The sequence below is a fragment of the Acetobacter sp. JWB genome, assembly GCF_003323795.1.
Taxonomy (GTDB): domain Bacteria; phylum Pseudomonadota; class Alphaproteobacteria; order Acetobacterales; family Acetobacteraceae; genus Acetobacter; species Acetobacter oryzifermentans.
Genome location: NZ_CP030871.1, coordinates 753166 through 779135, shown reverse-complemented (window position 1 = coordinate 779135; position 25970 = coordinate 753166). Strand labels below are relative to the sequence as shown.

The 25970-nt window shown below is 54.0% G+C and carries 21 protein-coding genes and 1 tRNA gene; 8 read left to right on the top strand and 14 right to left on the bottom strand.

Annotated features, from left to right (window positions below; all coding sequences use genetic code 11):
* Nucleotides 1-50 precede the first annotated feature (50 nt).
* Together DS739_RS03760 and DS739_RS03755 are read right to left on the bottom strand one after the other, a co-directional pair.
* Complete coding sequence (locus DS739_RS03760; protein WP_006116289.1) at nt 51-338, bottom strand: hypothetical protein; 288 nt, start codon at nt 336-338, stop codon at nt 51-53.
* Between the two features lie 8 nt (nt 339-346).
* Complete coding sequence (locus DS739_RS03755; RefSeq protein WP_170315310.1) at nt 347-919, bottom strand: hypothetical protein; 573 nt, start codon at nt 917-919, stop codon at nt 347-349.
* A 98-nt stretch (nt 920-1017) separates the two neighbouring features.
* Here DS739_RS03755 and DS739_RS03750 point away from each other — a divergent pair, with 98 nt between their 5' ends.
* A complete protein-coding gene (locus tag DS739_RS03750) occupies nt 1018-1281 on the top strand; it encodes a DUF1653 domain-containing protein (protein ID WP_170315304.1) in 264 nt (87 codons plus the stop codon).
* 33 nt (nt 1282-1314) lie between these two features.
* On the opposite strand, the gene acs is transcribed toward DS739_RS03750, so the two are convergent.
* Together acs and DS739_RS03740 are read right to left on the bottom strand one after the other, a co-directional pair.
* Nucleotides 1315-3237 carry an acetate--CoA ligase gene (gene acs / locus DS739_RS03745; protein WP_006116293.1) on the bottom strand — a complete coding sequence of 641 codons (1923 nt, stop codon included), beginning with the start codon at nt 3235-3237 and terminating at the stop codon, nt 1315-1317.
* Between the two features lie 217 nt (nt 3238-3454).
* Nucleotides 3455-3889 (bottom strand): DUF4148 domain-containing protein, encoded by a 435-nt coding sequence (locus DS739_RS03740; protein WP_006116294.1) that lies wholly within the window; start codon nt 3887-3889, stop codon nt 3455-3457.
* A 542-nt stretch (nt 3890-4431) separates the two neighbouring features.
* On the opposite strand from DS739_RS03740, the gene DS739_RS03735 reads away from it, so the two are divergent.
* The 3 genes from DS739_RS03735 (at nt 4432) to DS739_RS03725 (ending at nt 9869) form a co-directional block, all read left to right on the top strand.
* Nucleotides 4432-5145 carry a GntR family transcriptional regulator gene (locus DS739_RS03735; RefSeq protein WP_006116295.1) on the top strand — a complete coding sequence of 238 codons (714 nt, stop codon included), beginning with the start codon at nt 4432-4434 and terminating at the stop codon, nt 5143-5145.
* Between the two features lie 109 nt (nt 5146-5254).
* Nucleotides 5255-8980 carry a bifunctional proline dehydrogenase/L-glutamate gamma-semialdehyde dehydrogenase PutA gene (gene putA, locus DS739_RS03730; RefSeq protein ID WP_081461439.1) on the top strand — a complete coding sequence of 1242 codons (3726 nt, stop codon included), beginning with the start codon at nt 5255-5257 and terminating at the stop codon, nt 8978-8980.
* A gap of 205 nt (nt 8981-9185) precedes the next feature.
* On the top strand, nt 9186-9869 hold the full coding sequence (locus DS739_RS03725; protein WP_006116297.1) for a YoaK family protein: 684 nt from the start codon (nt 9186-9188) through the stop codon (nt 9867-9869).
* Nucleotides 9870-9899: 30 nt separating this feature from the next.
* Here DS739_RS03725 and DS739_RS03720 read toward each other — a convergent pair whose 3' ends face one another.
* The 7 genes from DS739_RS03720 to DS739_RS03695 form a co-directional block, all read right to left on the bottom strand.
* The gene (locus DS739_RS03720) at nt 9900-11270 is read right to left on the bottom strand and encodes an amino acid permease (RefSeq protein ID WP_006116298.1); all 1371 of its coding nucleotides are present in this window, start codon (nt 11268-11270) and stop codon (nt 9900-9902) included.
* 71 nt (nt 11271-11341) lie between these two features.
* Complete coding sequence (locus DS739_RS03715; protein WP_035354083.1) at nt 11342-12937, bottom strand: hypothetical protein; 1596 nt, start codon at nt 12935-12937, stop codon at nt 11342-11344.
* A 595-nt stretch (nt 12938-13532) separates the two neighbouring features.
* Nucleotides 13533-13655 carry a hypothetical protein gene (locus tag DS739_RS14570; RefSeq protein WP_255411721.1) on the bottom strand — a complete coding sequence of 41 codons (123 nt, stop codon included), beginning with the start codon at nt 13653-13655 and terminating at the stop codon, nt 13533-13535.
* A 20-nt stretch (nt 13656-13675) separates the two neighbouring features.
* Nucleotides 13676-13948, bottom strand: a complete 273-nt coding sequence (locus DS739_RS03710) for a hypothetical protein (protein WP_035354085.1) — start codon at nt 13946-13948, stop codon at nt 13676-13678.
* 318 nt (nt 13949-14266) lie between these two features.
* Nucleotides 14267-14340, bottom strand: a tRNA-Gly gene (locus tag DS739_RS03705).
* Nucleotides 14341-14394: 54 nt separating this feature from the next.
* Nucleotides 14395-15786, bottom strand: coding sequence for a DNA repair protein RadA (radA, locus tag DS739_RS03700; RefSeq protein ID WP_006116301.1), 1392 nt, complete (start codon nt 15784-15786; stop codon nt 14395-14397).
* Nucleotides 15787-15871: 85 nt separating this feature from the next.
* Nucleotides 15872-16903 (bottom strand): hypothetical protein, encoded by a 1032-nt coding sequence (locus DS739_RS03695; protein WP_006116303.1) that lies wholly within the window; start codon nt 16901-16903, stop codon nt 15872-15874.
* 207 nt (nt 16904-17110) lie between these two features.
* On the opposite strand from DS739_RS03695, the gene DS739_RS03690 reads away from it, so the two are divergent.
* From DS739_RS03690 to DS739_RS03680, 4 genes are all read left to right on the top strand, one after another.
* Nucleotides 17111-17896, top strand: coding sequence for an ABC transporter permease (locus tag DS739_RS03690; RefSeq protein WP_003629138.1), 786 nt, complete (start codon nt 17111-17113; stop codon nt 17894-17896).
* Nucleotides 17893-18681: an ABC transporter ATP-binding protein gene (locus tag DS739_RS03685; RefSeq protein WP_006116305.1), complete on the top strand. Its 789-nt coding sequence runs from the start codon at nt 17893-17895 to the stop codon at nt 18679-18681. Before DS739_RS03690 ends, DS739_RS03685 begins: the two co-directional genes overlap by 4 nt.
* Before the next feature lie 88 nt (nt 18682-18769).
* Nucleotides 18770-18919, top strand: a complete 150-nt coding sequence (locus tag DS739_RS14265) for a hypothetical protein (protein WP_003629136.1) — start codon at nt 18770-18772, stop codon at nt 18917-18919.
* 231 nt (nt 18920-19150) lie between these two features.
* On the top strand, nt 19151-21568 hold the full coding sequence (locus DS739_RS03680) for a mechanosensitive ion channel domain-containing protein (protein ID WP_035354089.1): 2418 nt from the start codon (nt 19151-19153) through the stop codon (nt 21566-21568).
* A gap of 211 nt (nt 21569-21779) precedes the next feature.
* On the opposite strand, the gene DS739_RS03675 is transcribed toward DS739_RS03680, so the two are convergent.
* The 3 genes from DS739_RS03675 to hldE all read right to left on the bottom strand — a co-directional run bounded on the left by DS739_RS03675 (nt 21780) and on the right by hldE (nt 25969).
* Entirely contained in the window at nt 21780-23282 is a 1503-nt protein-coding gene (locus DS739_RS03675; RefSeq protein WP_035354090.1) for a replicative DNA helicase, read from the bottom strand.
* 72 nt (nt 23283-23354) lie between these two features.
* Nucleotides 23355-24539: an AGE family epimerase/isomerase gene (locus DS739_RS03670; RefSeq protein ID WP_006116311.1), complete on the bottom strand. Its 1185-nt coding sequence runs from the start codon at nt 24537-24539 to the stop codon at nt 23355-23357.
* Complete coding sequence (gene hldE, locus DS739_RS03665; protein WP_006116312.1) at nt 24536-25969, bottom strand: bifunctional D-glycero-beta-D-manno-heptose-7-phosphate kinase/D-glycero-beta-D-manno-heptose 1-phosphate adenylyltransferase HldE; 1434 nt, start codon at nt 25967-25969, stop codon at nt 24536-24538. Before hldE ends, DS739_RS03670 begins: the two co-directional genes overlap by 4 nt.
* Nucleotide 25970: the final 1 nt, after the last annotated feature.

Here is a 25970-nt window from a genome sequence, read left to right as displayed (position 1 = left end):
ACGTGCTGCCTAATACCTCACCCCAGATAAAGCCCGCTTTGGAACGGGCGTTATCTGGCCCGCCTGCGCCACCATTTTTCCAACACCTGCACCAGCAGAACAGCCAGAATAAAGCAGCCCAGCATCAACCCGATAGAAACGGCATTTTGGGTACGGGCTTGCCCATCACCAGCCAGAAGTTGCAACAGGTGCGTGCCAGCCTGCCCACCCGTAACGGAATCAAATTTGGGCAGCAACGCCAAGCCGCCGCGCAAAAGAGCAATGAGCACCACGGTAATTGCTACCGTGGCCAGTGTTTTTAGCGCCGTATAGGCCAAACCGGGTTGAGGTGCTGGCACTTTAAAAATTACCGGGTTGAGGACTTACCGTGTTTGCGCATCTGCGCCTGATGCTGCTCGATAGAATCTTTCAACCCCGGTACATCCTGCGCCACAATGGTATCTACATAGGTGTTGTTCTTCCAAACCCAGCGGTCTGTGCCATCCACCACAATATCCTTCATCCCCCCGTGGGCGGTGGACATCAGCTCAATTGGCCCGCTAACGGAATCCAGAATCTTGTCCCAATCATTCCCGCGCTTCAGATACACATCTGTTGAACACCCCGCAGAGCCACACAGGCTGGCAGATTGCACCTGCACAAACAGCGCCATGCTGCCGCCACCAGTGCCAAGTGGGGCAGAGCCAATCAATACCAATGGTTTTTCCTTATGCCGGGCGGCGGCAGCCATATCCTCGGCATTCAGGCGGCGGGCTTCCTTGTCCAGCGATGTTCCCGGCTGGCTTGTGAGCACAACCGGCGCACCACCAGCAGGGCTACGGGCCGCAGCCGCATGATGCGTGCGCTTGGATGTATGCGCATGTGTTTTGGTATGGCCCGTGGTTGTGGCGTGACCGGGATTAACGCAAAACAGAAACATAAAGCCAGTTAACGCCTGACACAGCACAACACGATGGTTCAAAAGTGCGCTCCTTCCGCAACACAGGATCATAACCTACCCAGCAGGATATCCCGATCATGATAGAACATAACCAGAATAAAGCAGATACCCAAGTGCCAGAAATGCCCTGCCCCGGTCTTTATAAACATTACAAGGGCGGACTTTATACTGTGATCTGCACAGGCCGCCACAGTGAAACCGAAGAATGGCTTGTAACCTACCGCAGTGAAGCACGAGGAGATTACTGGGTGCGCCCCCTTGCCATGTGGCAGGAAAGTGTAAACGGCGCACCACGCTTTGCGTTGCTTAAAGCTGCCAAAGTGGTAGAAACCGGGGCATAAGCGTCCCGGCTATGTGTAATAAGGCCCGGTTAATCAGCTATTCTGCTGGGCAACCAGCTTTATCAGCTCGGCCACAATATCCGGATCTGCCAAGGTGGACAGATCCCCCATATTTTCCAGATCATTGGCTGCAATTTTGCGCAACAGACGCCGCACAATTTTGCCCGAACGTGTTTTAGGCAGATCCGGCACAACGTAAATTTTTTCTGGCACCGCATAGCGGCCCACACCTGCTGCCACGGCCTTGTTTACGGCTGTGGCATCAAACGCGCCCTCCGCCTTGGGCACCACAAACACCACAAGGGCCTGCCCTTTCAAATCATGCGGCACGCCAACAGCCGCACTTTCCACCACGGCATGATCTTCGGCCACGGCATCTTCAATTTCCGCCGTGCCAATGCGGTGGCCAGATACGTTCACCACATCATCCACCCGGCCGGTAATCCAGTAATAGCCGGTGGCATCCCGCCGCGCACCATCGCCAGAAAAATAATGTCCCGGGCATGTGCTGAAATAGGTTTTACGGAAACGTTCGTGGTCTTGCCATAACGTCATGGCCTGTCCGGGCCAAGATTGAGCAAGGCACAGCAGGCCTTCGCCCTCGCCTTCAATATCCTGCCCCTTGGTATCTGTAAGCGTAACAGCAACACCCGGCAGAGGCAGCCCGGCGGCCCCCGGCTTGCCCGCAACATTCTGGGCACAGGCTGTAATCATCACGCCGCCAGTTTCTGTCTGCCACCATGTATCGACCACCGGGCAGGCATTGCGCCCCACTTCTGTATAAAACCACTTCCATGCTTCCGGGCTAATCGGCTCACCCACCGTGCCCAGCACACGCAGGCTGGACAAAGAACGGCCTTGCACCACGGCATCATCTTCCCGCATGGCAGCGCGAATAACTGTGGGAGATGTATAAAAAACCGAAACCTGATTCTGATCTATAACATCCCACCAGCGGCCGGGCTGCGGCCATGATGGCAGGCCTTCATATACAAGAATGGTGCCGCCATTTACCAAGGGCCCATACACGACATAGGTGTGGCCGGTAATCCAGCTTGTATCCGCCGTGCACCAGAACACATCATTGGGTTTGGCATCAAACACCATTTCATGCGTGAAAGAGGCCCACACCAAATACCCGCCGGTGCTGTGTACCAACCCTTTGGGGCGGCCAGTGCTGCCAGATGTGTAAAGCAGGAACAGCGGATCACACGCGTTCATAACTTCTGGCGGGCAATCCGGTATTTCAAGCGCTACTTCTGCTGTGTAGGACAGATCTCGCCCTTCTTGCATCGGCACATCGGCACCCGTTACAGGCACCACCAGCACGTTGCGTACAGTGTTTTCTGCCCCACACAACTTTATGGCGTCATCCATTGTGGCTTTGCTGGGGATTTGCTTGGGCCCTCGGCGTGCCACGTCTGCGGTAATAACCACCACGGCGCCACTGTCCTTTAGGCGTTCGGCCAACCCTTCAGCAGAAAAACCACCAAACAGCACCACATGCACAGCCCCAATTCGGGCGCAGGCCAACATGGAAATAACCCCTTCCGCCACCATAGGCAGATGGATGGCCACGCGGTCTCCCTTTTTTACACCCAAGCGACGCAGCACATTGCCCAAGCGGCATACACGGGCATGCAGTTCCCGGTATGAAAGTACCTCGCGGTGCCCATCTTCCTGCCCCTGCCAGATCAGGGCCGCGTTATCGGGCTGATACAGAACGTGCCGATCAAGGCAGTTTTCTGCCGCATTCAGACGCCCGTCTTCATACCAAGAAATACGCACATCGCCTGTAAAATCAGAGCGGGAAGCCTGCATCGGTTGCGTATGCCACGCAAGCCGTTGCGCTTGAGCAAGCCAGAATTCCTCCGGATCACGTTGCGCCCGCTGCACAAGATCCTGATACCGATCAGAAACGGGGTTATCCGTTGCGGGGAAAAACGCATCTACCACTCTGTCTGGCCCTTTCGGCTTCTGTTGTTCTTGTTACGAAACAGAACTGGTTTGACCATATTGCACGCCAGCATGAAAGACCCTGCGCCCTATGAACACTAAATTAAAGTGCGTTCATACAGAAAAAGGGCCAGCCACCTGTGTGACTGACCCTTCCATCATGCCGTGTTCAGCGTGATCCGGCCTTATCAAGAAAACCGGAATAACAGCCTTGTGCTTACAGAGAAGCCTTGGCCCGTTCCAGAACAGCCTTACAGGTTTTCTGGCGCACTGGCAGAACAGCCATGGCAATGGTGTAGGTGTGGTTGTTGGCATGCAGCAGACCAGCAGAACCGTTGGCGTAAGACATATTGCCTTCCTGCCCTTCCGGCACGGCGTTGGTCTTTTTGTTGTATTCCTGCAATGTGCGCCAGCCATCGTCGTAATCAACGTATTCGTTCTGCACACAGTAGTTCAGCAGGCCAGCATTTTCTGCCGGATCAATGGAACCAACAAAGCCAGACGGATCTACATCTGTCAGGCGGGATGTATCTCCGGCGCGTGTTACGGGCGCATCTGTATTTTGCTGCGCATGGGCAGACACAGCAGCCCCTGCCAGCAGAGATGTGGTGAGGGCAAGCGCCGACAGGGCACGTACGGCAATCAGTTTCATTCAGAATCTCCCTAGCGGAATATGCCTCAAACTGCCCTGTATCTGCCTGAAAGATCAAGCAGCCCCATTGCGCACCCCGCACATGGCAGACCACAGATATATCAGGGTTTTTCCACACCCCCTGCCCCAAGGCTTGTCTTGCGCGCGGCCCGTGCCTGCCTTTGCGCAGCACCAACAGCCCAAGCCCCGCCAGCCTGCCCTCACATGGCAAAGATACGAATATTGATGAATCTGCCTCACTTTTCTTAATTCACCCACAACACAAAAAGCCTGATTTTTGTGAACTTCCCTGTTGCGCCTCTGTAAGATGTGTGGAGTATCTGGAGCCGCTTCTTTTGTGTTATAACAAACTGTGCAGAAAGTGTTATTCGTGCTTTCTTGCACTCCTCACGCTAGATCACGATCTAGTGAGTGTCTGGGCAAAGCTGGGCCTTCTATCCAAATATACACCTAACTTTCACCGAAAATTGGACAGCCAGCCAGCCAGCAGGGTACAACGTTAACTTGTATCGAAAAAGAAACGACAAGCGGGAACACAAGGCATGCTGCCAGCCAGCCTTTTTGCAAGCACGGAAATAACAGGCCACGGCACCGCTTCTGAAACCATATGCGATGCCCTGCGCCGCGCCATTCTGGAAGACCAGATTCAGCCCGGCCAACCTCTGCCACAATCTGAACTGGCAAGTGGCTTTGGTGTTAGCATTATTCCTGTGCGCGAAGCCCTGAAACATCTGGAAGCCGAAGGGCTTGTCACCTTCATGCCCAATAAAGGGGCGATGGTGATTGGCATGAATGAGGCGGATATTCTGGAATACTCCCAGATTCGTGCCATTTTAGAGGAACGCGCCGCCGCAGAAGGTGTGCGCAACATGACACGCGTTGATTTTGCCCGTGTAGAAGATGCGTATGAGGCCTTTGTAGAAGGTGTGCATGGCCCTTCTGGCCGTATTCGCTCTGGCGCGCTCAACCGTGCTTTTCATAATTCCATTTACGCCTCAGCCCGCAGCCCGCGCCTGCTGGAAATGATAGAAGACCTGCACGTGCGGCTTGATCGCTATATTCGGGGGCATCTGGTGATAGAGGGCCGCAAGGATATTACAGATCTGGAACACAAGGCGATTCTGGATGCCTGCCGCAACCGCGATGCCGATTTATGCGCAAAGCTTACACGCACGCATATTCTGGAATCCGCTGCTATTTCCATAGATGTGTTCCGCACCCGAAAAGCCGCTAAAACCGCCGCAACAGGCACCTGATTTCCGCTCACGAAAACTCACAAAAACCTCAGCGCTACAGGTCGGATTTACAGAGCGGAACACCTCTGCATTTTCAGATAATATATTATGTTGCAAATCATATATTATCATGCAAGGAGGGAATAATCATTATGAAGCCAAAACTACCTGCACACTCGGCAGGCCCGGTTCTGGCTCACCAATCCGGAATGAAAAGCCCATGTCATCCACAGACACGTTCGCTCCTGATTTTGCATCCCGCACCCCACTTCGGCAGGCTATTATTGAAGCCATGCGCCGCCCCGAAGCCCAGTGTGTGGAAACCCTGACACCAGATGCCACATTAACAGAGGCCGAAAACGGCAGCGTAGCCACTATGGCCTCTCAACTGGCCGAGGCCCTGCGTGCACGCCGCAGCCCGGGGCTGGTGGAAACGCTGGTGCAGGAATTCTCTCTTTCCTCCACCGAGGGCGTGGCCCTGATGTGTCTGGCCGAAGCGCTGCTGCGTATTCCCGACATGGCCACGCGCGATGCGCTGATTCAGGACAAGATTGGTGAAAGCAACTGGCTTTCTCATGTTGCGCGCGGCAAGCCTTTGTTTGCCAACGCTGCCGCATGGGGGCTGGCGCTTACCGGCAAACTTGTAACCGGTCATGATGAAGGCACGCTTGCCAGCTCTCTGCTCAACTTTGCAGAACGCACATCCAAACCCATTATCCGCAAGGCCGTAGATGCCGCCATGCGCCTGATGGGCGAACAGTTTGTGCTGGGCCAAACTATTGATCAGGCCCGTAAGAACAGCGCCAAGCTAGAAGCTATCGGTTTTTCCTATTCCTACGATATGCTGGGCGAAGCGGCGTTTACCGCGCATGATGCCGAACGCTACCGGCAGGATTACATCAACGCCATTAACACCATTGGCCGCAGCGCAACCGGCAACAATGTGTATGACCGGCCCGGCATTTCCATCAAACTCTCCGCCCTGCACCCACGCTATGCCCGCGCGCAGCATGACCGCGTTATGGGTGAACTGCTGCCAGTTGTGCAGGAACTTACGCTGCTGGCCCGCAAATACGATATCGGCCTGAACATTGATGCGGAAGAAACAGAACGTTTGGATGTTTCTTTAGATATTCTAGAAGCCCTGTGCGCCACACCGGGGTTGGAAGGCTGGAACGGCATTGGGTTTGTTGTGCAGGCTTACGGCAAACGCTGCCCGTATGTGCTGGATTACATTATTGATCTGGCCAAACGCAGCAACCGCCGCATTATGGTGCGTTTGGTAAAAGGCGCTTACTGGGATAGCGAAATCAAGAAGGCGCAGGTTGAGGGCATGGCGGATTTTCCCGTTTATACCCGCAAGTGCCACACAGATATCAGCTACATTGCCTGTGCCCGCAAACTGCTGAACGCGCGTGATGTCATTTTTCCGCAGTTTGCCACACATAACGCTCGCACGCTTTCCACCATTTACACTTTGGCGGGCGAACAATTCGCGCTTGGCTCTTACGAATTCCAGTGCCTGCATGGCATGGGTGAACCGCTATACAAACAGGTTGTGGGGGCAGACAAGTTCAACCGTCCGTGCCGCATTTATGCACCTGTTGGCACGCATGAAACCCTGCTGGCTTACCTTGTGCGCCGCTTGCTGGAAAACGGTGCAAACTCCTCCTTTGTCAACCAGATTGGAGATAGCGCCATTCCGCTGTCATCCCTGATTGAAAACCCCATTGATGTGGCCCGCCGTTATACACCTTACGGCGCACCGCACACAGAAATCCGCAACCCGCGTGATCTGTTTGCGCCCGAACGCACCAATTCCGCAGGGGTAGATCTGGCGGATGACAAAGTGCTGTCTGCACTGGCCGCCGGTATTAAAGATGCCCCGCAAACGTGGGAAGCCACGCCAATGGTTGTGGGAGTAAAAAAGAAAGGCACTTTCCGCCCTGTTACCAACCCGGCAGACCGGCGCGATGTCGTGGGCAAAGTGTCTTACGCCACGCCAGATGTTGTAACAAAAGCTGTAGATGCCGCACAAAAAGGCCAGCAGGATTGGGCTAACCGCAGCCCGGCAGAACGTGCAGACATTCTGCAAAAAGCCTCTGACATTCTGGAAGAACGCACAGATGATCTTCTGGCGCTTCTGGGGCGTGAAGCCGGAAAATCCCTCCCCAACGCAGTGGCGGAAGTGCGCGAGGCTGTAGACTTTCTGCGTTATTACGGCGCCACTATCCGGCGGGATTTTGATAACACCACCCACAAGCCGCTAGGTATTGTGACCTGCATTAGCCCGTGGAACTTCCCGCTGGCCATCTTTATCGGCCAGATTGCCGCAGCCCTTGCGGCTGGCAACGTTGTGCTGGCCAAACCGGCAGAAGAAACACCGCTTGTTGCTGCCGTGGCCGTAGGCATTTTGCAAGAAGCAGGCGTACCCCCCGCAGCCCTGCAACTGCTCACGGGGGAAGGTGACGTAGGCGCTGCTGCCGTGGCGGATGAGCGCGTAATGGGTGTGATGTTCACGGGTTCCACCACCGTGGCGCAGATTATCAACCGCCAGCTTCTGGAACGCCGCACAGCCACCGGCCAGCCTGTGCCATTTGTGGCCGAAACTGGCGGCCAGAACGCCATGATTGTGGATTCCTCCGCACTGGCAGAACAGGTTGTGGCCGATGTTCTGGCCTCGGCTTTTGATAGCGCGGGCCAGCGCTGCTCCGCACTGCGCGTTCTGTGTGTGCAGGAAGATTGTGCAGACCACATTCTGGCCATGCTGCGTGGCGCTATGCGCGAACTGCGCATTGGCAACCCCGCACATCTTTCCTGCGATGTCGGCCCGGTGATTACCGAAGAAGCCGCAGCCAACATTACCGCACACGTTAACGCCTTTAAGGCCCGCAAGGCTCCGGTTATGGCACTGCCCGTGCCAGAAGCCTGCGCCAACGGCAGCTACGTGCCACCCACGCTGATTGAGGTGCTGAACATTCGGGAAATTGGGCCAGAAGTATTTGGCCCCGTGCTGCATGTTCTGCGTTTCCAGCGCGACAAGTTGGAAGAACTGCTGCTGGAAATTAACGATACCGGCTACGGGCTGACATTCGGCCTGCATACCCGGTTGGATTCCACAATCAAAAGCGTGCTTTCGCAAGTTGAGGCTGGCAACCTTTACGTCAATCGCAACACCATTGGCGCAGTTGTGGGCGTGCAGCCTTTTGGCGGGCGTGGCCTTTCTGGCACCGGCCCCAAAGCAGGCGGCCCGCTTATTCTGCGCCGTCTGTTATCCGCAGCGCCAACCGTGGCGCAGATTGTGCGTGGCCGCACCACGCCAGAAATGGCGCAGTGGACAGACTGGCTGCGTGAAAAGGGTGAAAGCAAAGCCGCGCAGGTTGCTGGCCATCTGGCACGCCTGCCGCTGGTGGGTGGAGAAATCACCCTGCCCGGCCCAGTGGGGGAACAGAACATCTACCGCCTGAGCGCACGTGGCAATGTGCTCTGTGTGCCCATTACGCTGGCCGGATTGTATGATCAGGTCTCTCTGGCGCTGGCTGGTGGCAATACGGCACTGGTACTGGCCGAAGAAGAACTGACCGAATGGTTGGACAGACTGCCAGATATTCTGCGCCAAGCTATTCGCCCGGTTGCCAGTGCAACGGCCCTGCCCTGCTCCATCCTGCTGGGAGAGGACGATAACGCCATTTTCCGCAGTGCGCGCAAAACACTGGCCGAAGCCAATGGCCCCATTGTTTCTGCCTTTGTAACAGGCCAGACATTGCCTTCTGTTGAAGTGGTGCTGGAGGAGCAGTCTCGTAGCATCAACACCACCGCAGCGGGCGGCAATGCCAGCCTGATGACGCTGAACTAATTAGCCTGCGCTTTACAAACCAAGCCCTCGGCGTTTTTGTGCGCCGGGGGTTTTGTTTGTACGGCTGTGCCACCTGTTTGGGGCATGGCACCTCTTACAAGAGATCATCTTTTCGTGAGCGGAGATGATGATATAACGCGCATCCTTCTATTACAAAACGCGTATAAAACCCCTCTTTTCATTCTTTTTCTTTAGAGGAGAAATCATGACAACCCGTACGGGACATGATGCCAAGCTGGTTATTGCCATTCTGCTGGTAACAATGGCAATGGGCATGCTGGATGCCATATCCCTACTGCATCTGAAGATTTTTGCAGGATATATGACAGCCACCATTATTCTTATGGCTGTTAATATTGCCACTTCTCAGGCCATTGTTCTTTCTGGTCTGGAAGCCATTGCCTGCTACTTTACGGGGGCCGTTATTGGTGGCCGCCTGGTGCGGCGTGAGCGCCATACGCGCCTTGTGGTGGGTGACATTCTGTTAGGCGTTGGCTGCCTTGTAGGGCTGGCCGCATTTGTATGGTGTGCGCACATTAACGGCGGCATTTACATTACGCTGGGTATGCTCTCGCTTGCTATGGGGCTGCAAACTTCTGCCACACGCCATGCCAAACTGCCAGATATGGTGTTGCCAGCCGCTACAATGGTGCTGCATGGGCTGGCCCATAACAGCACAGTGGCCGGTGGCACAAATTCTGGCACATGGCGCAGATTAGCTGCTATTGCCAGCCTGTTTGTAGGTGCTGTTATTGGCACGCTGGTTTCTGATAAAAATGTTGGAATTGGTATTGCCGCAGCCGGTATGACCATTTTTGCGGCGGGTGGCCTGCTGCATTGGCGCCGCCACCCTCTTGCGCTGCATCTGGATAAACTGAGCATTCCCTAAACTGCGGGAATACTCAGTTAAACGTAAAGTTCAGCCAGCTTTTTTGTTATTGGTGGCAAAGTAAACGGCCATAAGGTAGCACACCACTGTGCTGCCCATGGTTGCCAGAGCCGTCATCCGTTCGGATGGGTTCAGCAGCATAGCCACAAACACCAGCACCACACCGGCCAGCGTAAGGTAATTGCACAGCGGAAAAAGCGGCAACGTGTAATTTTCTGCTTCTGTGCCAGCCTGCCGTGCTGCCCGGCGCGTCACAATGTAAGATGTTACAATCAGGCTGTAGATCAACAGAATAACGCCACCACTACAGCTTAGCAGGAAAGCAAAGATGGTGCCCGGTGCAAGAATGGATGAGAAAGCCACCAACGTACCCGCCACACTGCTAACGATAATGGCCTTACGCGGCACAACAGCAGCCGAACTCCGCGCCAGAAACGCCGGGGCATCACCCTGAGCAGCCAGCTCTGTCAGAATACGCGATGTAATATACATGGCGGAGTTCAGGCAGGATAAAATGGCGCTTAGCACCACAATGCGCATCAGCAGCCCCGCGCCCGGCACGCCCATAACATCCATAGCCGCCACAAAAGGTGACTTGCCAGCTACAATGTTTGTCCACGGCACCACAATCAGGATCATACCCACGGCGGCTACGTAAAACAGTGTAATACGGCGGCCAAGGCTGCGGGTTACGCGGGCCACATTTTTACCTGGCTCTGGAGATTCAGCCGCTGCCACTGTGGCAATTTCCGAACCCATCATGGTGAACAAAATGGTGGGAATAATAGAAAGGAGCGCCACAATACCATGCGGAAAAAGCCCGCCATGCCCCAGCAGGTTTTCCTTTACAGAAACGCCGGGCCCAAACACATGCGCCACATATAAAAGAGAAATAGCAATAAAGGCGATAATGCTGAAAACCTTAATGGCAGAAAGCCAGAATTCACATTCACCGAAAACACGGGGGGCAGCAAAGTTGATCAGTTTAAGAATAAGAATCAGCACAATAGAAAGCAGCCAAACCGGCAGATGTACCCAATCCTGTAACAAAATGGCACCGGCTATGGCCTCACTGCCCAACACCACCACCCAGAAAAACCAGTAAAGCCACCCAGCGGTAAAGCCCACCTTATCTCCATGTGCAGCGCGAATATATTCCACAAAGGACCCACGCCCGGGGTCCGCCACAACCATTTCCCCCAGCATGCGCATCACCAGGATAACCAGAAATCCTACCAGCAGAAACGCCAGCAGAACCGCAGGCCCTGTTGCTGCAATGGCAGCGCCACTGCCAACAAACAGACCAGCCCCAATAGTGCCACCCAAAGCGATCATGGCAATGTGGCGATTACGCAGCCCGTCTGCAGGTTTTCCCGCAGGGAGGGTTGTCGGTTCGGGCATCAGGAAATCCTTTGTTCTTGTTATCCTGTAAGTGTTTCTACCCCAAAACGTTTTGTTTTGGGAAATCTTCGTTAAAAATGCTTGTAAAAATAGGCTTCCAGCACGCCTGCATGCCGCCCGATATTGTGCATACGATACCCCGTTGGCACCCCCGCACGAGAAAGCGCACGCCCTGCCGGGCCACTAAAGGCCGTGCCTGCGGCAACAGCGGCTGATGTGGTTTCATCCAGCATATATTCGGCCGTAAAATCCACTTCGTTTGAAACATGGCGGCCCACGTTCTTCAGCCCCATGCCAGAGGGATACAGCAAGGAGAGATCGTAAAAATGCACACCCAGCTTAAGCTCATCCTTTTTACGAAACAGGTGCACCGGTGGCGTGCCTGTTAGATCAAACTGGTGCACTTCCAGATCAGAAAGTGGGGCCAGATACATGCCTACAATTTCACCCGGCCAGTAACCGCCATAGGTGTAGCGCTTACCATCGTACAAAAAGAACGTATCGTAATTGCGCTTAACCGAACCTTCGGCATTTTTGCCGCCGCCAAAGCGCGTGTACCGATAAAACAGATGCGGCTTCCACGGCAGCATGGAAAACGTATAGCCCGGCTCGAAAAACATGCCGTAGGCTTCTACGGATTTGTAGCCATTGCCTGGGTGGCTGTTCTGCTCGGATACAAAGTTGCCATAGAACGTAAAGTTCTTGGAAATTCCCAACGCCTTAACGGGAAACAACGTGCCGCCCCAGCTTAGGGCCGCCACGTTCATGCCGTTACGATCTGCACGCGTGGAATAATCGTAATGAGATGACCCATCTGCATCGCGCACATGGAAGTAGGTTAACGTTACATATGCAGCACGATCTGCATATGTAGAACCCCCATGTCCACCGGGTTTGTTCTTGAACCAAGATACATCAAACCCAACAAACTTGGTTTTGGGGCGGTCATACCCGCGGTCAATGTCGTTGTCGGAATTGCTTTCCAACATAAAGACATCCCCACGCACGGAATCACCTTCCAGCTTGATCACACCGGGGCCAGAAAACGCATATCGCGGTGCATACCACCATGCACCTCTATCACCCGCGCTGTAGGTGCCTTTACCAATCAGGAAGCCATCATCCACCGCAAAGGCCTGCCTGCCGCCCAGCACCGTAAGAATCTGGTTGCCACCTGCCATCTTTAACGGCACTTCTACGCCCAGATTGGCTTCTTCCAGATAAATGGAACGCGGCGTGCCAGATGTTTGCGAAACTTCTTCCGCATCACCATCACCCAACGTGGTGGCGCCAATGGCAGATGCCTTGCCAATAACGGTAAAGCCCCAGCCTGTTTGCCAAGACCCCATGAGCATAGGCTTGCCGTAAAATTCGCCATATGTGCTGTTTTTATGCCGCACTAAAGCGCCGGAAGATTTGGTGCCATAAGACCCTGCGCCAAAGTTGGTATTGGGCAGGAAAAAAGCAGACCCACCAATATCCAGCGCACCCTGAAGGGTGATCCCTTTAACGGAAACAAGCGTTTGTTCTGCCCGCACTTCCTCTGGAGCGGCAAAAGCAGCCAGACCAAGCGCTACCAAAGAACAGCTTGCCTTAACAAACCCGCGAGACCCACGGCACACTGAAGTGGCATGAGAGCGCGCATGCCGGACAAAGGAATTATTCATCATCAGCCCGCGCCTGCATGAAGTTGAAACCCAGACGCACACGCACAAAAAAAGCGATAAAGCCGTTTCTGTACAAAAATGATATCCTGCATCAGATATGCCACGTGTAGAGGATCTCCTTGTTGCAATCTGTTACGGGACAGATATGTATTGCATATACACACCTCTTTTTATAATCATCACACAACAATATATGATATTCAAGAGATTATAATAAAAAAATCTGAATCTTTTTTACTTCTATATTTTGTATAATCAAGATGTATTGTTAAATAATAAAAAGAGTATTTTGTATTTCTTTCATGTATTCCAAAACAAAGAATGCTTACCATATCGGATGTGAAACAATAATTTCATAAAAAATTATCTTGCCACATGCACAATGTACATGCGCTTGAGCACACATCTGCTTTCTTAGTGTGGTTTGATTCTATGCGCGATATGTATAATTCTTTGTCTTAAAAATAAAATAACATATATACTATATTAAAAATTTGAGAATTGCAGTTATTGTCATGAATATATTTTTATATATTTATATTTATTTTCTTATTTAGTAAAAAACTTTAAATAATATGATACATATATATTACTCTCACACCAAAAAGCGGAACAAGTAACGCTTTACACATTCCCATGCCGCAAACACTTGGTCATTCTGGAAGGGCAAAGAAGCCATGCCCTGTTCCAATGTTTTATGGCCGCATGACACCAACATTAAAACAGGGCATTCCCACATTACTGCGGCATGCTTGGGTATTTTACGGGCACGTGTTCAGATATACCACCATCCCACACACCACCTTTGGTGGTATCCGGCGTATCCGGGTCTTCCACCTTTACCTTCTTGGCTGCCCCACCATCCCATACACCGCCTTTGGTTGTATCGGGCTGATCCGGGTTTTTGACCTCAACATGTCTTGAGACACCACCATCCCATGTGGCTGCAGAAGCACTCTGTACAAACCCGAGGCCAAGAACAGCGACACACATATAAAGTGTCTTTTTCATTTCTCTCTCCTCGTTTAACAAAACTGTAACAGAATGTATTTCTTATTTGTTTATTTTCAACACGAGTACTGTGCATTCTCCGTATATCTACTCTTTAAAAAGCAGTAATCGTAAGCAGCTCCGCGCAGCCATATCGCCACAAAAAAAGGAACCCAAAAGAGTTCCTTGTTCAGGATTTATCTTGTGTAGAGAACATATTTTGCGAAATAAGTACCTTCTCATATCCATTGGAAGAACAACGGCTGACCACCACCAGCACGGTATATCGTGCTACTAGCTGAGGCTCGCAATTTATTGATTTATTTGTTTTCGGGAAGTTGGAGCGGATGAAGGGAATCGAACCCTCGTATGCAGCTTGGGAAGCTGCCGTTCTACCATTGAACTACATCCGCATCTTTATGGCGCGCACTATATCGATACATCTTACAAAAAGCAACGTGTCAGTTTCACTCGGCTTCCATTTCCGCGCTCACCAGATCGGAAATATGGCCGATTTCACGCAGATGCAGCCCCTCCGGCGGCCGAGAGCGCGTATTACCGCGTGCAATGCGCCGGGGCAACACGGCACGGTCGAACCCCAGCTTGGCGGCTTCCTTCAAACGGGCATCGGCCTGCGCCACCTGCCGCACTTCGCCAGAAAGACCTACCTCGCCAAAATAAACCTCTCCGGGGCTGGTGGACACGCCGCTGGCGGCAGAAACCAGAGCCGCTGCCACGGCCAGATCTGCCGCAGGTTCCGCCACTTTCAAACCCCCAGCTACGTTCAGATACACGTCCATACCAGAAAGTTTGAGCCCGCAGCGTGTTTCCAGCACAGCCAGCAACATAGAAAGGCGGCCTGTATCCCACCCCACCACGGCGCGGCGTGGTGCGCCATCTCCACTTTTAGGGGCCAGTAGCGCCTGCACTTCCAACAAAACGGGGCGCGTGCCCTCTAGCCCGGCAAACACGGCAGACCCAGCAATATTACCCCGCCGTTCAGCCAGAAACAGAGCAGATGGGTTGCTGACTTCCTCCAGCCCGCGATCTGTCATGGCAAACACGCCAATTTCATCTGTTGCGCCGTAGCGGTTTTTGGCCGCACGTAAAATACGAAACTGGTGGCCTCTATCGCCTTCAAAATACATCACGGCATCTACCATGTGCTCCAACACACGCGGGCCTGCCAGCGCACCTTCCTTGGTGACATGCCCCACCAGAATAAGGCTGAAACCCCGGCGCTTGGCCGCGCGTATCAGCTCAAACGCACAGGCCCGCACCTGAGAGACCGTGCCGGGTGCGCTATCTATGGTTTCTAGCCACATGGTTTGGATAGAATCAATCACCACCGCCCGGACATCGGGTTCGGCTTCCAGCGTGGCCACAATATCTGCCACGTTAATAGATGCTGCCAGATCCAGCTTAGCCCCGGCCACACCTAAGCGTTGCGCCCGCAGGCGGATCTGATCTACCGCTTCTTCACCAGAAATATATAGCACTCGCTCGCCCTTGCCTGCCAGTTTGCTGGCGGCCTGAAGCAGCAGGGTGGATTTGCCTATGCCGGGGTCTCCCCCCACAAGCACAACAGAGGCAGGCACAAGGCCACCGCCTAAAACCCGATCAAGCTCTGCAATACCTGTTTGGGTGCGCGGTGGAAGTTTGATCTCCCCTTCCAGCGCCTGTAGCGCCACGCGCCGCCCCTTGCCACCACGCACTGCGGCAGAGGATGCGGCCAAGGGTTCTACAGCCATTTCTTCCAGCGTGTTCCATTCACCGCAGGCATCGCACTGCCCTGCCCATTTGGCATGTACAGCGCCACAGTTGGTGCAAACATAGGTGCGGGAAGGTTTTTTAGCCATCAGGCAAGCTCTTGTGCTATCCAGTTCATGCCCTTGATGTGGAATAAAACGGGAACAAACTCAAGGGCTCGCGGAAACTGTTTTTTTATGCGTAGCCCAATTGCGCGTTCAGATCGGCCATGCCGGATTTATGAAAATACGCCTCAAACACATCACACCACGGGTCTGGCTGCTGCCGAACCTTGCCCGAAAATGTTGGGGTGCGTGCACCATATGTCTGCACAAACGCGGCAGACAGGCGCTGCGTGAACTCTGGATTGATGGCCTGCAATTTTTCAATATTATGCGGCTGCAAATCACCCTGCTTCAGACTTTCATAACGCAGCACAATACTTTGGGGCGATGTATCAGCAAGCATCATGCGGGCCATCTGGCGCACATGCTCCAGCCCACGTTCATGCTCTACAGCTAAAAAGGCCGCCACGCGGGCATCGCCTTCCTGCTCACGCCAGAATTGGCCCAGAAAATCATCTGGCTCAGGCGGGATCATGTATAGCAAAAAGCGGAACATGCTTTTCATGATATCACGCAGGTTCCGCACAACAGAAAGCACCACAACGCCTTGGCTGCGCACATGGTCTATTACGTGCTGAAAATCACAATGCGCCACAACGTGCCCACCTTGCAGCGTGGCTGTTACCAGATCCAGCGGGCAATACAGCCGCACGCTTTCGGGCATAATGTGCACACGTTCATCCGGCAGGCCACGGTAATCATCCACCACATCCTCTCCGCCCAGATGCAGGCGGTGGGAAGGACAGCCTGCCGCCTTTAACGCAGCTTCCACATAATACGTGCCTGCCTTGGGAATGGTGTTGACCATAACGGGCGGCAGGCCCGGTGTTTCACACGTGTTTGTTGTTATCAGGGTGTTAAGATACAGGGGGTATCTGCGGCCTTCTACCGTGCCAGCCCACCCGTTTCCCGTTCGATGATACCGGCTGCTCACCTGCCCCTGCATATTCAGCAGGCACAGCTCCTCTCCATCCATACGCCATGTATGTTCGTTTTCGTGCCGATACCCGTAAAGCTGCCCATCGGGCAGAAAGACAAGCTTGCCGTAATTGGTGGTGCAAGGAGACCCAAATACAAAAACAGAACGGGAAACATCATCCATAATTGAACACCCCTATAGAGTGCCATTGTGCAAAATGGCAGGGGGGTGTTTGCCACCTCTGTTCATAAATTTAAACAAATATTTATTATTGCAAGACCACCATCCCCCAGCCCCACCACACAACGATGCTTTGACGAACCCGCCCGCACAGGTTACGGCTCTGGAACTGCCTTTTCACACTTCAGCAGGAACGGACAGTCCACACTCATGGACATGGTGCTTGATCTTGTGGCCCGCCTTGGCCGCGCTACACTTTCCCTTATTCGCGCGGCGGGGGCTTTGGCCCTGTTTGCGGCTTCTGGGCTTTCGCACATTGTGCGCCCCCCGTTTTACGGCCGGGTATTTTTATCCACTTTTTTAGAAACGGGCTTTTTCTCTCTGCCTGTTGTAGCCCTTACGGCGCTATTTTCTGGCGGGGTAATTGCGCTGCAATCCTATACCGGGTTTGCACAATACCACGCCCAAAGCGCTATTGCCGGTATTGTGGTGCTGGCCGTTACGCGTGAACTGGGGCCTGTGCTGGCGGGCCTTATGGTAGCGGGCCGCGTAGGTGCCGCCATGGCTGCCCAAATTGGCACCATGCGCGTAACAGACCAGATAGACGCGCTTACAACCCTTTCCACCAACCCCATGAAGTATCTGGTTGCCCCACGTCTGCTGGCCGGGCTGATTGCCCTGCCCCTGCTGGTGTTGGTGGCAGACATACTGGGCGTTGCGGGTGGCTTTACTGTAGCTGTGGTGAAGCTGGGCTTTTCTGCCCCTGCTTACATTACAGCCACGCTCAACTCTCTTAAGGCCATTGATGTCACGGTGGGGTTGGTAAAAGCGGCGCTGTTTGGGTTCCTTATTGCGCTGATGGGCTGCTATTACGGCTACAACAGCAAAGGCGGGGCAGAAGGTGTGGGCTCTGCCACAACAGCCGCGGTGGTGGCGGCCTCCATCATGCTGCTGGCCTTTGATTACCTGCTGACAGACCTGTTCTTTTCACAATGAGCCAGACCATGACAGGCACCACGCCTAAAATCCGTATTCGAGACCTGCACAAATCCTTCGGCACCAAAAAGGTGTTGGATGGTGTTTCCATGGATGTTGCGCAAGGCACATCCTTTGTTGTTATCGGCGGATCTGGCTCGGGCAAATCCGTGCTGCTGCGCTGTATTCTGGGGCTGATTACGCCAGATTCCGGCATTATTGAAATTGATGGCGAAAACGTTCTGGCCGCTCCGGAAAAACGGCGTGAAAAACTGCGCAGCGAAATTGGCATGCTCTTCCAGAACGCCGCGCTGTTTGACAGTTTGACCGTATGGGAAAACGTTACCTTCGGGCTACTGGCCCTGCATAAGATCACCCGCAAGAATGCCCGCAACCATGCAGGCACCATTCTGGCGCAGGTGGGGCTTGATCCTTCTGTAGGGGATTTATACCCCTCCGAACTTTCTGGCGGCATGCAAAAGCGGGTGGGCCTGGCCCGCGCCATTGCCGCCCAGCCGAATATTCTGTTTTTTGATGAACCCACCACTGGGCTAGACCCCATTATGGGCGCGGTCATTGATGGGCTGATTGTAGATTGCGTGAAAAAACTGGGCTCCACCGCCATTGCCATTACGCATGATATGGCCTCTGCCCAACGCATTGGGGATGAAGCCGCCATGCTCTACAAAGGCAAGTTGATCTGGCAGGGCGCGGCATCTTCCCTCATGAACAGCGGCAACCCGTATGTAGATCAGTTCACACACGGGCGGCGTGAAGGGCCCATCAGCATGGAATTGCGGCGTTAATCATACTTGGCTGCAATCTCCACTTGCCCGCGCTGCCCTGCAATGAGATAGAAAAAGCAGACAAAACGGGTAAGGGATATTCGGTAAGATGAAACGCGCGGTTCTGCTGCTAGCCTGCACCTTGGGACTATCCGCCTGTGGCATGTTCAGCTCCAGCGAACCAAAGCATCTGACCACAGCCGCTCAGTGGGAAAAATACGGGTATCATGATCACCTAAAAACTGGTGATGACGACTAACCCCACCGCTTTTCCGATAAGTTGATTTTCACCCCTGCCGCTACTGATGGCAGGGGTTTGCCTGTTGGAATGTGCACAGCATATATGCTGCCTGCACAAAACAGAAACTTGCACATACTCTCCTTATAACACCTCGCTGCTTGCTTAAAAGTGGCGCAACCCCCTCTTGCGCCGCTACGTTACGGACATAAGGGTTATTTTTTCCAGACACCTGAAACACAAGGTTTTCTGATGCGTTTGAAGCGGTTCTGTTCTTTTTTTCTATCGTGCTTTGTACTCACGCAGGGTGCCGTGCTTTTTGGCACCAGCTCCCCCCTTCTGGCAGCAGATACAGAAAATGCACCAGTTACAGCACCGGCCCCAACAACCCTTATTACCAATGCTGCGGATATTGTTAGTAACAGCACGCTGGAAAGTATTGGCACAGAAATAAGCGCCATTTACCAAAGCAGCCAGCAGGAAAGAAGCAACGGCCAAAGCACAACAGAGCTTGCCACCCTGCTGCGCCGCGCCAATGCTGTGGCCACGCAAACAGATACCCTGCAAGCCCGCCTAAAACCCTATCAGGCGGTTTATCAGAACTTTCTGGATATTCTGGGCAAACCACCGGGCAAGGATGACCCTGCAGAACCAGCCTCCATTACCGAGCAGCGCACGCTTCTGCTCAAAAAGCAGCAGGATATCAATTCCCGCATGACGCGGCTTAAGCTGTATCAGGTAGAAGCCCAACAGCTTGTAAGTGAACTGCGCCAACATGGCACTGCCATACAGCAAGCCACCTTGTGGCAGCGCTTTCCTTCACCGCTTGGGGTCAACTTCTGGTCTCAGTTTACCAATCATTTCCATGCAGACGCCACGCGGTTCAGCGCTCTAGGGGGTGAAGCCCTGGGGGTGCTGGGGGTAGCTTTTGCTGGCAAGCGCATTTTTATTTCTCTGGGTGGCATAGCACTTTCCGCTTTGCTTCTGGTGGGGTGGTTTTTCTCACACGGGATTATCCGCCGGGTGGTGGTGCGTTTTTTGCCTGCGGGGCGTATCCGCCCCATTATTGCAACTCTTATTTGTGGTGTGCTCAGCCTGCTGGCTTGGGGCTTTTCCTTTCAGATTGTGTGGAGCGTTCTAGCCTTTGATAACTCTGCGCTGGATGAAGATTTAAGCACGCTTGGCAGTATGATGGGCGCGCAGTTTCCGCTTTGCGGGCTTGTGATTGAACTGGGGTTTTGCCTGCTTTCGCGCCATCCGGAATGGCGTATCTTTCCGATATCGGACGCCATTGCGCGTAATTTACGGCTGTTTCCGCTCTGGTTGGCAGGCGCGCTTATTATGCGCGGGTTCCTGCGTTATATTGATACGCAAAGCGGCATTTCCATGCTGTCCGTACAATTAATGGATGGCCTGTATGTGTTGGCTGTAAGCCCCCTACTATTTGCCATTCCGCGGGAATTGCGCATTTCCGATCAAACAGAAGATACCCTCAGCCAACCTTCCCGCACTCAGTTTTTAATCAGTCTGGCTATGGGTATTTCCATTATCTGCTGGTTGGCTGTTTTTTCTGGCTACATTCCGCTGGCTTATACCATCATCTCATGGATAAGCATGATGGCTATCAGCATGACGGGCCTTTTGCTGCTTTCTCTTTTGGTTACGGCTATGGCCAGCACGCTTTTTCCGGCCAGTGCACCTTTGGGGCGGCATTTGGTAGAACTGGGCCTGCCCCCGCGGCTTGTAAACCAGATGTGTGTGGTGGTGCCCGGTATTGTAAATGTGCTGTTATTGGCCGTGGCTTATGCCGTTGCCACCAGCGGCGATGGGTTTGACCCACAGCAGATATGGCACCAGCTTTACTGGCTGTTTCATGGTCAGGCCAGCACCGATGGTTCCCACATCTCTCTGGATGCCATTTTGCTGTGCGCTGTGTTGCCGGTGGTAGGCTATTACACCATCAACATTTTAAAATCTTGGTTCAAGCAAAGGTTTTTCCCCACCACACGGTTGGATATCGGGGCGCAGGCCTCTATCCTGAGTATTCTAAGCTATGCAGCATGGATTTTAGTTGGCCTTAGCATGCTGGCGGTGCTGGGCGTTACCGTTAAAAGCATGACATGGGTTGTTAGCGCGCTTTCTGTGGGCATTGGCTTTGGCTTGCAATCCATTGTGCAAAACTTTGTTTCTGGCATTATCCTTATGGCCGAACGCCCGGTTTCCATTGGGGATGTTGTTACTATTGCGGGCGTTACCGGCACGGTGGAACGCATTAGCGTACGCTCTACCGATATCCGGCTAGAGGACAAATCCACCATGATTGTCCCTAACTCGCAGTTTATTACCTCGGCGGTTAAAAACGCTACACGGGCACAAAAGCCCGGTGTGTTTACCATAGAACTTAACCTGCCATTTGCATCTGATCTGGATAAAGCCATGGATGTCATGGCTCGCACTCTGGCCGCGTGCAAGGATGTGGATGAAAGCGTGCAGCCAAGTGTCAGCATGTCTTCTGTATCTGATGGCTCTGCCCTGCTGATTGGATCTGCCAAGGCCGCAAATGGCACAGACATAAAAGTTGTGCGCAGTGCTGCTCTTTTTGAAATCTGGAAGGCGTTTCAGGAAAACAAGATCCCGGTTACGGTGCGGCAAAACCTGATAACCGTTTAACAAGGCCACTCTATTCCTGCGGGCCACCTGTATGGCCCGCAGAAACCCTGCCACGTTGTGTTTTAGGAAAAACGCTGGCGCAATATATCTCTACGTTCGTGCAGTGGCACATACGCCACCACACAACAAGCGTGAGAACTTTTTAAAGTTACGTGGATATTAGAAAGTTTTTACTAAAAAGGCCCCAGCATGCGGGGCCTTTTTAACAGGTTCAATGATCCTGATGAATGGTATCCAAATCTGCAAAGCGCGTGTATTCGCCTTCGAAAAACAGATTGATGGTACCCGTGGGGCCATGACGCTGCTTTTCCAAAATAAGTTCGGCTTTGTTATGCACCAAGCTCATCTTGCGCTGCCATTCATCCATCGCCACGGAGTATTTCTCCATAGATTCAAAAGCTGTTTCCTTGGGCATACGCTGTTGCAGGTAATATTCATCACGGTACACAAACATCACCGCATCGGCGTCCTGCTCAATAGATCCGGATTCACGCAAATCCGACAGCATGGGCCGCTTGTCTTCTCGGCTTTCCACCTGACGGGAAAGCTGGGAAAGCGCAATAACTGGCACTTCCAGTTCCTTGGCAATGGCTTTAAGCCCCTGCGTGATCATGGAAATTTCCAACACACGGCTTTCTGGACGGGTGCCAACAGATGGCCGCATAAGCTGGAGGTAATCCACCACCACAAGGCACAGGCCCTGCGTACGCTTTAACCTACGGCAGCGCGTGCGCATGGCGGAAAGGGAAATAGCTGGCGTATCATCAATCACCAACGGCAGACGGGCCAGTTCGTGGCTGACACGCACAAAGCGGTCAAACTCCTTCTGCCCAATATCACCACGGCGGATACGCTCGCCCGAAACCTCGGCCTGTTCAGACAAAATACGGGTGGCCAACTGCTCTGCCGACATTTCGAGCGAGAAAATAGCCACCGCCCCTTTGGGCTTTTCTCCTGTTTCCTCGGCATCATCCATAATGGCGCGTGCGGCGGAAAAGGCCATTTTAGTTGCCAGCGCCGTTTTCCCCATAGCAGGACGCCCGGCCAGAATCAGCAAGTCCGATGGATGCAGCCCACCTGTTTTTTTATCCAGATCGCGCAAGCCAGATGTCAGGCCTGTAACGTGGCCTTCATTCTGGAAGGCTTGGGCTGCAACAGAAATAGCCCCGCTCAGCGCCTTGTTGAAGGAAACAAAATCCCCTTCATTGCCTTTTTCCGTTGCCAGTTTGAACAGGGCTTCTTCCCCTGCCTCAATCTGATCCTGCCCGGAAAGGCCCATGGTGGTGCCAAACGCGCTGTTCACCACGTTTTCACCAATATCAATGAGCTGGCGGCGGATCCATGCATCATGAATGGTGCGGCCGTAATCCCCGGCGTTGATAATCCCGACCATAGAGGACAGCAGCTTGGCCATATAGGCCATACCGCCCACACTGGCCAAAATGCCGGAATGCTCCAGCTCGGCCCGCATGGTAACGGGGTCTGCCAACTGGCCGTTTTCTATGCGCCGGGCAATGGCTTCATAAATCTGGCCATTCACGCGGTTGGCAAAATGCTCACCGGCCAAAAAGTCCGAAACACGATCATAGGCGCGGTTGTTGGTCAGCAACGCGCCAAGCAGCGCCTGTTCGGCCTCCACATTGGCCGGGGGCTGCCGAAGGGTAAGGGCCAGAAGGCTTTCGTCCTTCTGGCTGGGGGTATCTGTTGTTGTCATGCTCACAACACCGCTTGTATCAGATTCGCGCTGCTACGTCCTGCTTACACGCACATTTCCGCACAGCGTTTTTTAGGCCGGTGGCACGTAGGCCCGTGCTGCCTGATCTAACGCATCATACGCCGTTACAATATGATAAAGCGAGCTACTTGGTATTTGCGTAACGGCAGGCACGCCCTGTGCGTCCAGTTGATCCAGCCATGTGCCCGTGGGGCAGCCCGTAAAATACCGATCAAGCAGATTAGTGGCCATGCGCGTAGCCCAACCTGCTTGATCCTGCGGATCATGGCACAGCGCACCACGCAAGGCCTCGCCTTGCACCCAAAGGCGGAAGGTGGGTTTAAGCACCTGCCCGTTCCGCGCAAAGGCATCGCGCACCAATGCTGTTTGGGTATCTACACCATATTGATGTGCAAAATGGTATAAGCGTGCGGCCTGCGCGGTAGTATCTACACCACTTTGGCGGGCATAAGCCTGCAACAGCCAAACCCATTCAAAATGATGCCCCGGCTCGCACCACTGGCCTTCTGGCCCTGTGGCGGGTTGCCAGTCTGGCCCAAAATATTCGCCCAATGTGCCGGTGCGTTCATCCATAAAGTATTGGCTGAATAGCGCATATAACGCATGGGCCTGCGCCAGATCTGCGGCATCACCTGTGGTTTCATGCAGGGCAAGAACAGCTTCCAGCAAGTGCATATGGGGGTTTTGCTGCCGCCATGCACCATCGGCAGGCAGGGCATTCATAAACCCGCCGTTTGGCAGCGCCATAGCCTGCCCCAGCCACGCAAGCGTTTGCCGCGCCAATTCTACTGCCCGGCCTGTGCGTTCCACCCGGCCATACCATGCCAGTGCAAACAGCACGAAAGCGATATCGTACAAATCTGCACTGTCATCCAGCACCGCGCCATCACGCGCCAGAAGCTTAACCCATCCGCCATCTGGCCTATGGGCATTGAGCAGAAACCTGAAAAGACTTTCCGCCCGTTGCGCCGCTGGCTGCCAGCCTTTTAACGCAGCCCAAGAAAACACAAAAAGCTGCCGCGCCTGCACCCTTACACGCTTGTATGGCGGCAAGGCTGGCGTGCCCTGTAAGGTCAGACACTCCTGCGCCCCCAAGGCCGCCGGGTTTTGGGGCGTGCCATCGCACCCTGTGCTGGCCCAGAAAGGCAAGGCATCATCAAACAGCCAACGCGCAAAGCGATTGCGCACGGCAATAAGCGGCAGATTTTCTGCGCCGAGCAGGTCATGCACTGTCATGCCTTGCGAATCCGCCCGATTGTAGATGTGGTGGAATGCCCTTGCTGCAAATTGGCCAGTACCAGCTTGCCCCCTGCGGCCTGCACAATATCCGCCCCCACAACCTGTTCGGGCCGGTAATCCGCCCCTTTTACCAGCACATCTGGCATAAGGGCGCGGATAAGCTCCAGCGGCGTATCTTCATCAAACGCCACCACGGCATCTACATAACGGATAGCCGCCATAACAGCCGCGCGAGATTCCAGTGAATTAACAGGCCGTGTTTCACCTTTCAGGCGGCGGACGCTGGCATCTGTGTTCAACGCCACCACCAGCCTGTCACACGCGCTCCGGGCTTCTGCCAGCAAGCTGATATGGCCGGGGTGGATGATATCAAAACATCCGTTGGTAAAGCCCACACGCAGGCCGCGTGCCTGCCAGCGCGCCACCTGTGCGCAAGCGACCCCTAATGGCATCAGGTGGGGCACTTCATCCGGGCCGGATTGTTCTTCCAGCTCGTGCAGAACTTCCTGAATATCAGCCGTGGCCGTGCCCAGCTTGCCCACCACCACGCCAGCCGCCGCATTGGCAACGCGCATGCCTTGCTCGAACGACATACCCGCACCAACAGCCAACGCCATAGTGGCAATAACGGTATCTCCCGCGCCGGAAACATCAAACACTTCCCGCGCACGGGCAGGCACCGCCAGCACCTCGCCCTCGCGCCGTACCAGCATCATGCCTTTTTCAGAGCGGGTGGCCAAAATAGCCTGCGCATCGGCCTGCGCCATCACCTTACTGGCGGCAGCCTCTACGTGCGCTGCGGTATCCACCGGCATGCCAGAGGCTGCGGCCAGCTCCTTGGCGTTGGGGGTAATGCAGGTGGCACCTTTGTAAAGTGTGTAATCGGTGGATTTGGGGTCTACAAAAACAGGCACGCCAGCTTGCCGCGCCACACGGAACAGATGAGACAGCACGATTGGGCTGCACACACCTTTACCGTAATCAGACACCACCACTGCCTGACAGCCCCCGATATGTGCATCAATCTGGCGGCACAGGGCTTCTTGCTCGGGTTCCGCCATTGGCGCGTGGCTTTCTTCATCCACCCGCACAACCTGCTGATGCGCGGCAATAAAGCGCGTTTTGCAAATTGTGGGCCGGGCCGCACTTTGCACTGTAGCATCCACCAGCCGTTTTTTTTCCGCCAACGTGGTGCGCAGGCAGGCTCCGGCCTCATCCTGACCGCTCAGCCCCACCAGAATGGCCTGCCCCCCAAGCGAGATAATGTTGCTGGCCACATTACCGGCCCCTCCGGGCATTTCCCGCCGGGAATCGAGCAACAACACAGGCACCGGGGCTTCGGGCGAAATCCGATCCATGCTGCCGTATAAAAAACGGTCCAGCATGACATCACCCAAGCACAGCACGGTAATGGCAGAAAAATCCATG

Coding starts and splice junctions, on each gene's coding strand:
- DS739_RS03755 (WP_170315310.1), bottom strand. CDS start 919: ATGTTTCTGTTTTGCGTTAATCCCGGTCACGCCACAACCACGGGCCAT.
- DS739_RS03750 (WP_170315304.1), top strand. CDS start 1,018: ATGATAGAACATAACCAGAATAAAGCAGATACCCAAGTGCCAGAAATG.
- DS739_RS03740 (WP_006116294.1), bottom strand. CDS start 3,889: ATGAAACTGATTGCCGTACGTGCCCTGTCGGCGCTTGCCCTCACCACA.
- DS739_RS03735 (WP_006116295.1), top strand. CDS start 4,432: ATGCTGCCAGCCAGCCTTTTTGCAAGCACGGAAATAACAGGCCACGGC.
- putA (WP_081461439.1), top strand. CDS start 5,255: ATGCAAGGAGGGAATAATCATTATGAAGCCAAAACTACCTGCACACTC.
- DS739_RS03725 (WP_006116297.1), top strand. CDS start 9,186: ATGACAACCCGTACGGGACATGATGCCAAGCTGGTTATTGCCATTCTG.
- DS739_RS03720 (WP_006116298.1), bottom strand. CDS start 11,270: ATGCCCGAACCGACAACCCTCCCTGCGGGAAAACCTGCAGACGGGCTG.
- DS739_RS03715 (WP_035354083.1), bottom strand. CDS start 12,937: ATGAATAATTCCTTTGTCCGGCATGCGCGCTCTCATGCCACTTCAGTG.
- DS739_RS14570 (WP_255411721.1), bottom strand. CDS start 13,655: ATGTTGGTGTCATGCGGCCATAAAACATTGGAACAGGGCATGGCTTCT.
- DS739_RS03710 (WP_035354085.1), bottom strand. CDS start 13,948: ATGAAAAAGACACTTTATATGTGTGTCGCTGTTCTTGGCCTCGGGTTT.
- radA (WP_006116301.1), bottom strand. CDS start 15,786: ATGGCTAAAAAACCTTCCCGCACCTATGTTTGCACCAACTGTGGCGCT.
- DS739_RS03695 (WP_006116303.1), bottom strand. CDS start 16,903: ATGGATGATGTTTCCCGTTCTGTTTTTGTATTTGGGTCTCCTTGCACC.
- DS739_RS03690 (WP_003629138.1), top strand. CDS start 17,111: ATGGACATGGTGCTTGATCTTGTGGCCCGCCTTGGCCGCGCTACACTT.
- DS739_RS03685 (WP_006116305.1), top strand. CDS start 17,893: ATGAGCCAGACCATGACAGGCACCACGCCTAAAATCCGTATTCGAGAC.
- DS739_RS14265 (WP_003629136.1), top strand. CDS start 18,770: ATGAAACGCGCGGTTCTGCTGCTAGCCTGCACCTTGGGACTATCCGCC.
- DS739_RS03680 (WP_035354089.1), top strand. CDS start 19,151: ATGCGTTTGAAGCGGTTCTGTTCTTTTTTTCTATCGTGCTTTGTACTC.
- DS739_RS03675 (WP_035354090.1), bottom strand. CDS start 23,282: ATGACAACAACAGATACCCCCAGCCAGAAGGACGAAAGCCTTCTGGCC.
- DS739_RS03670 (WP_006116311.1), bottom strand. CDS start 24,539: ATGACAGTGCATGACCTGCTCGGCGCAGAAAATCTGCCGCTTATTGCC.
- hldE (WP_006116312.1), bottom strand. CDS start 25,969: ATGGATTTTTCTGCCATTACCGTGCTGTGCTTGGGTGATGTCATGCTG.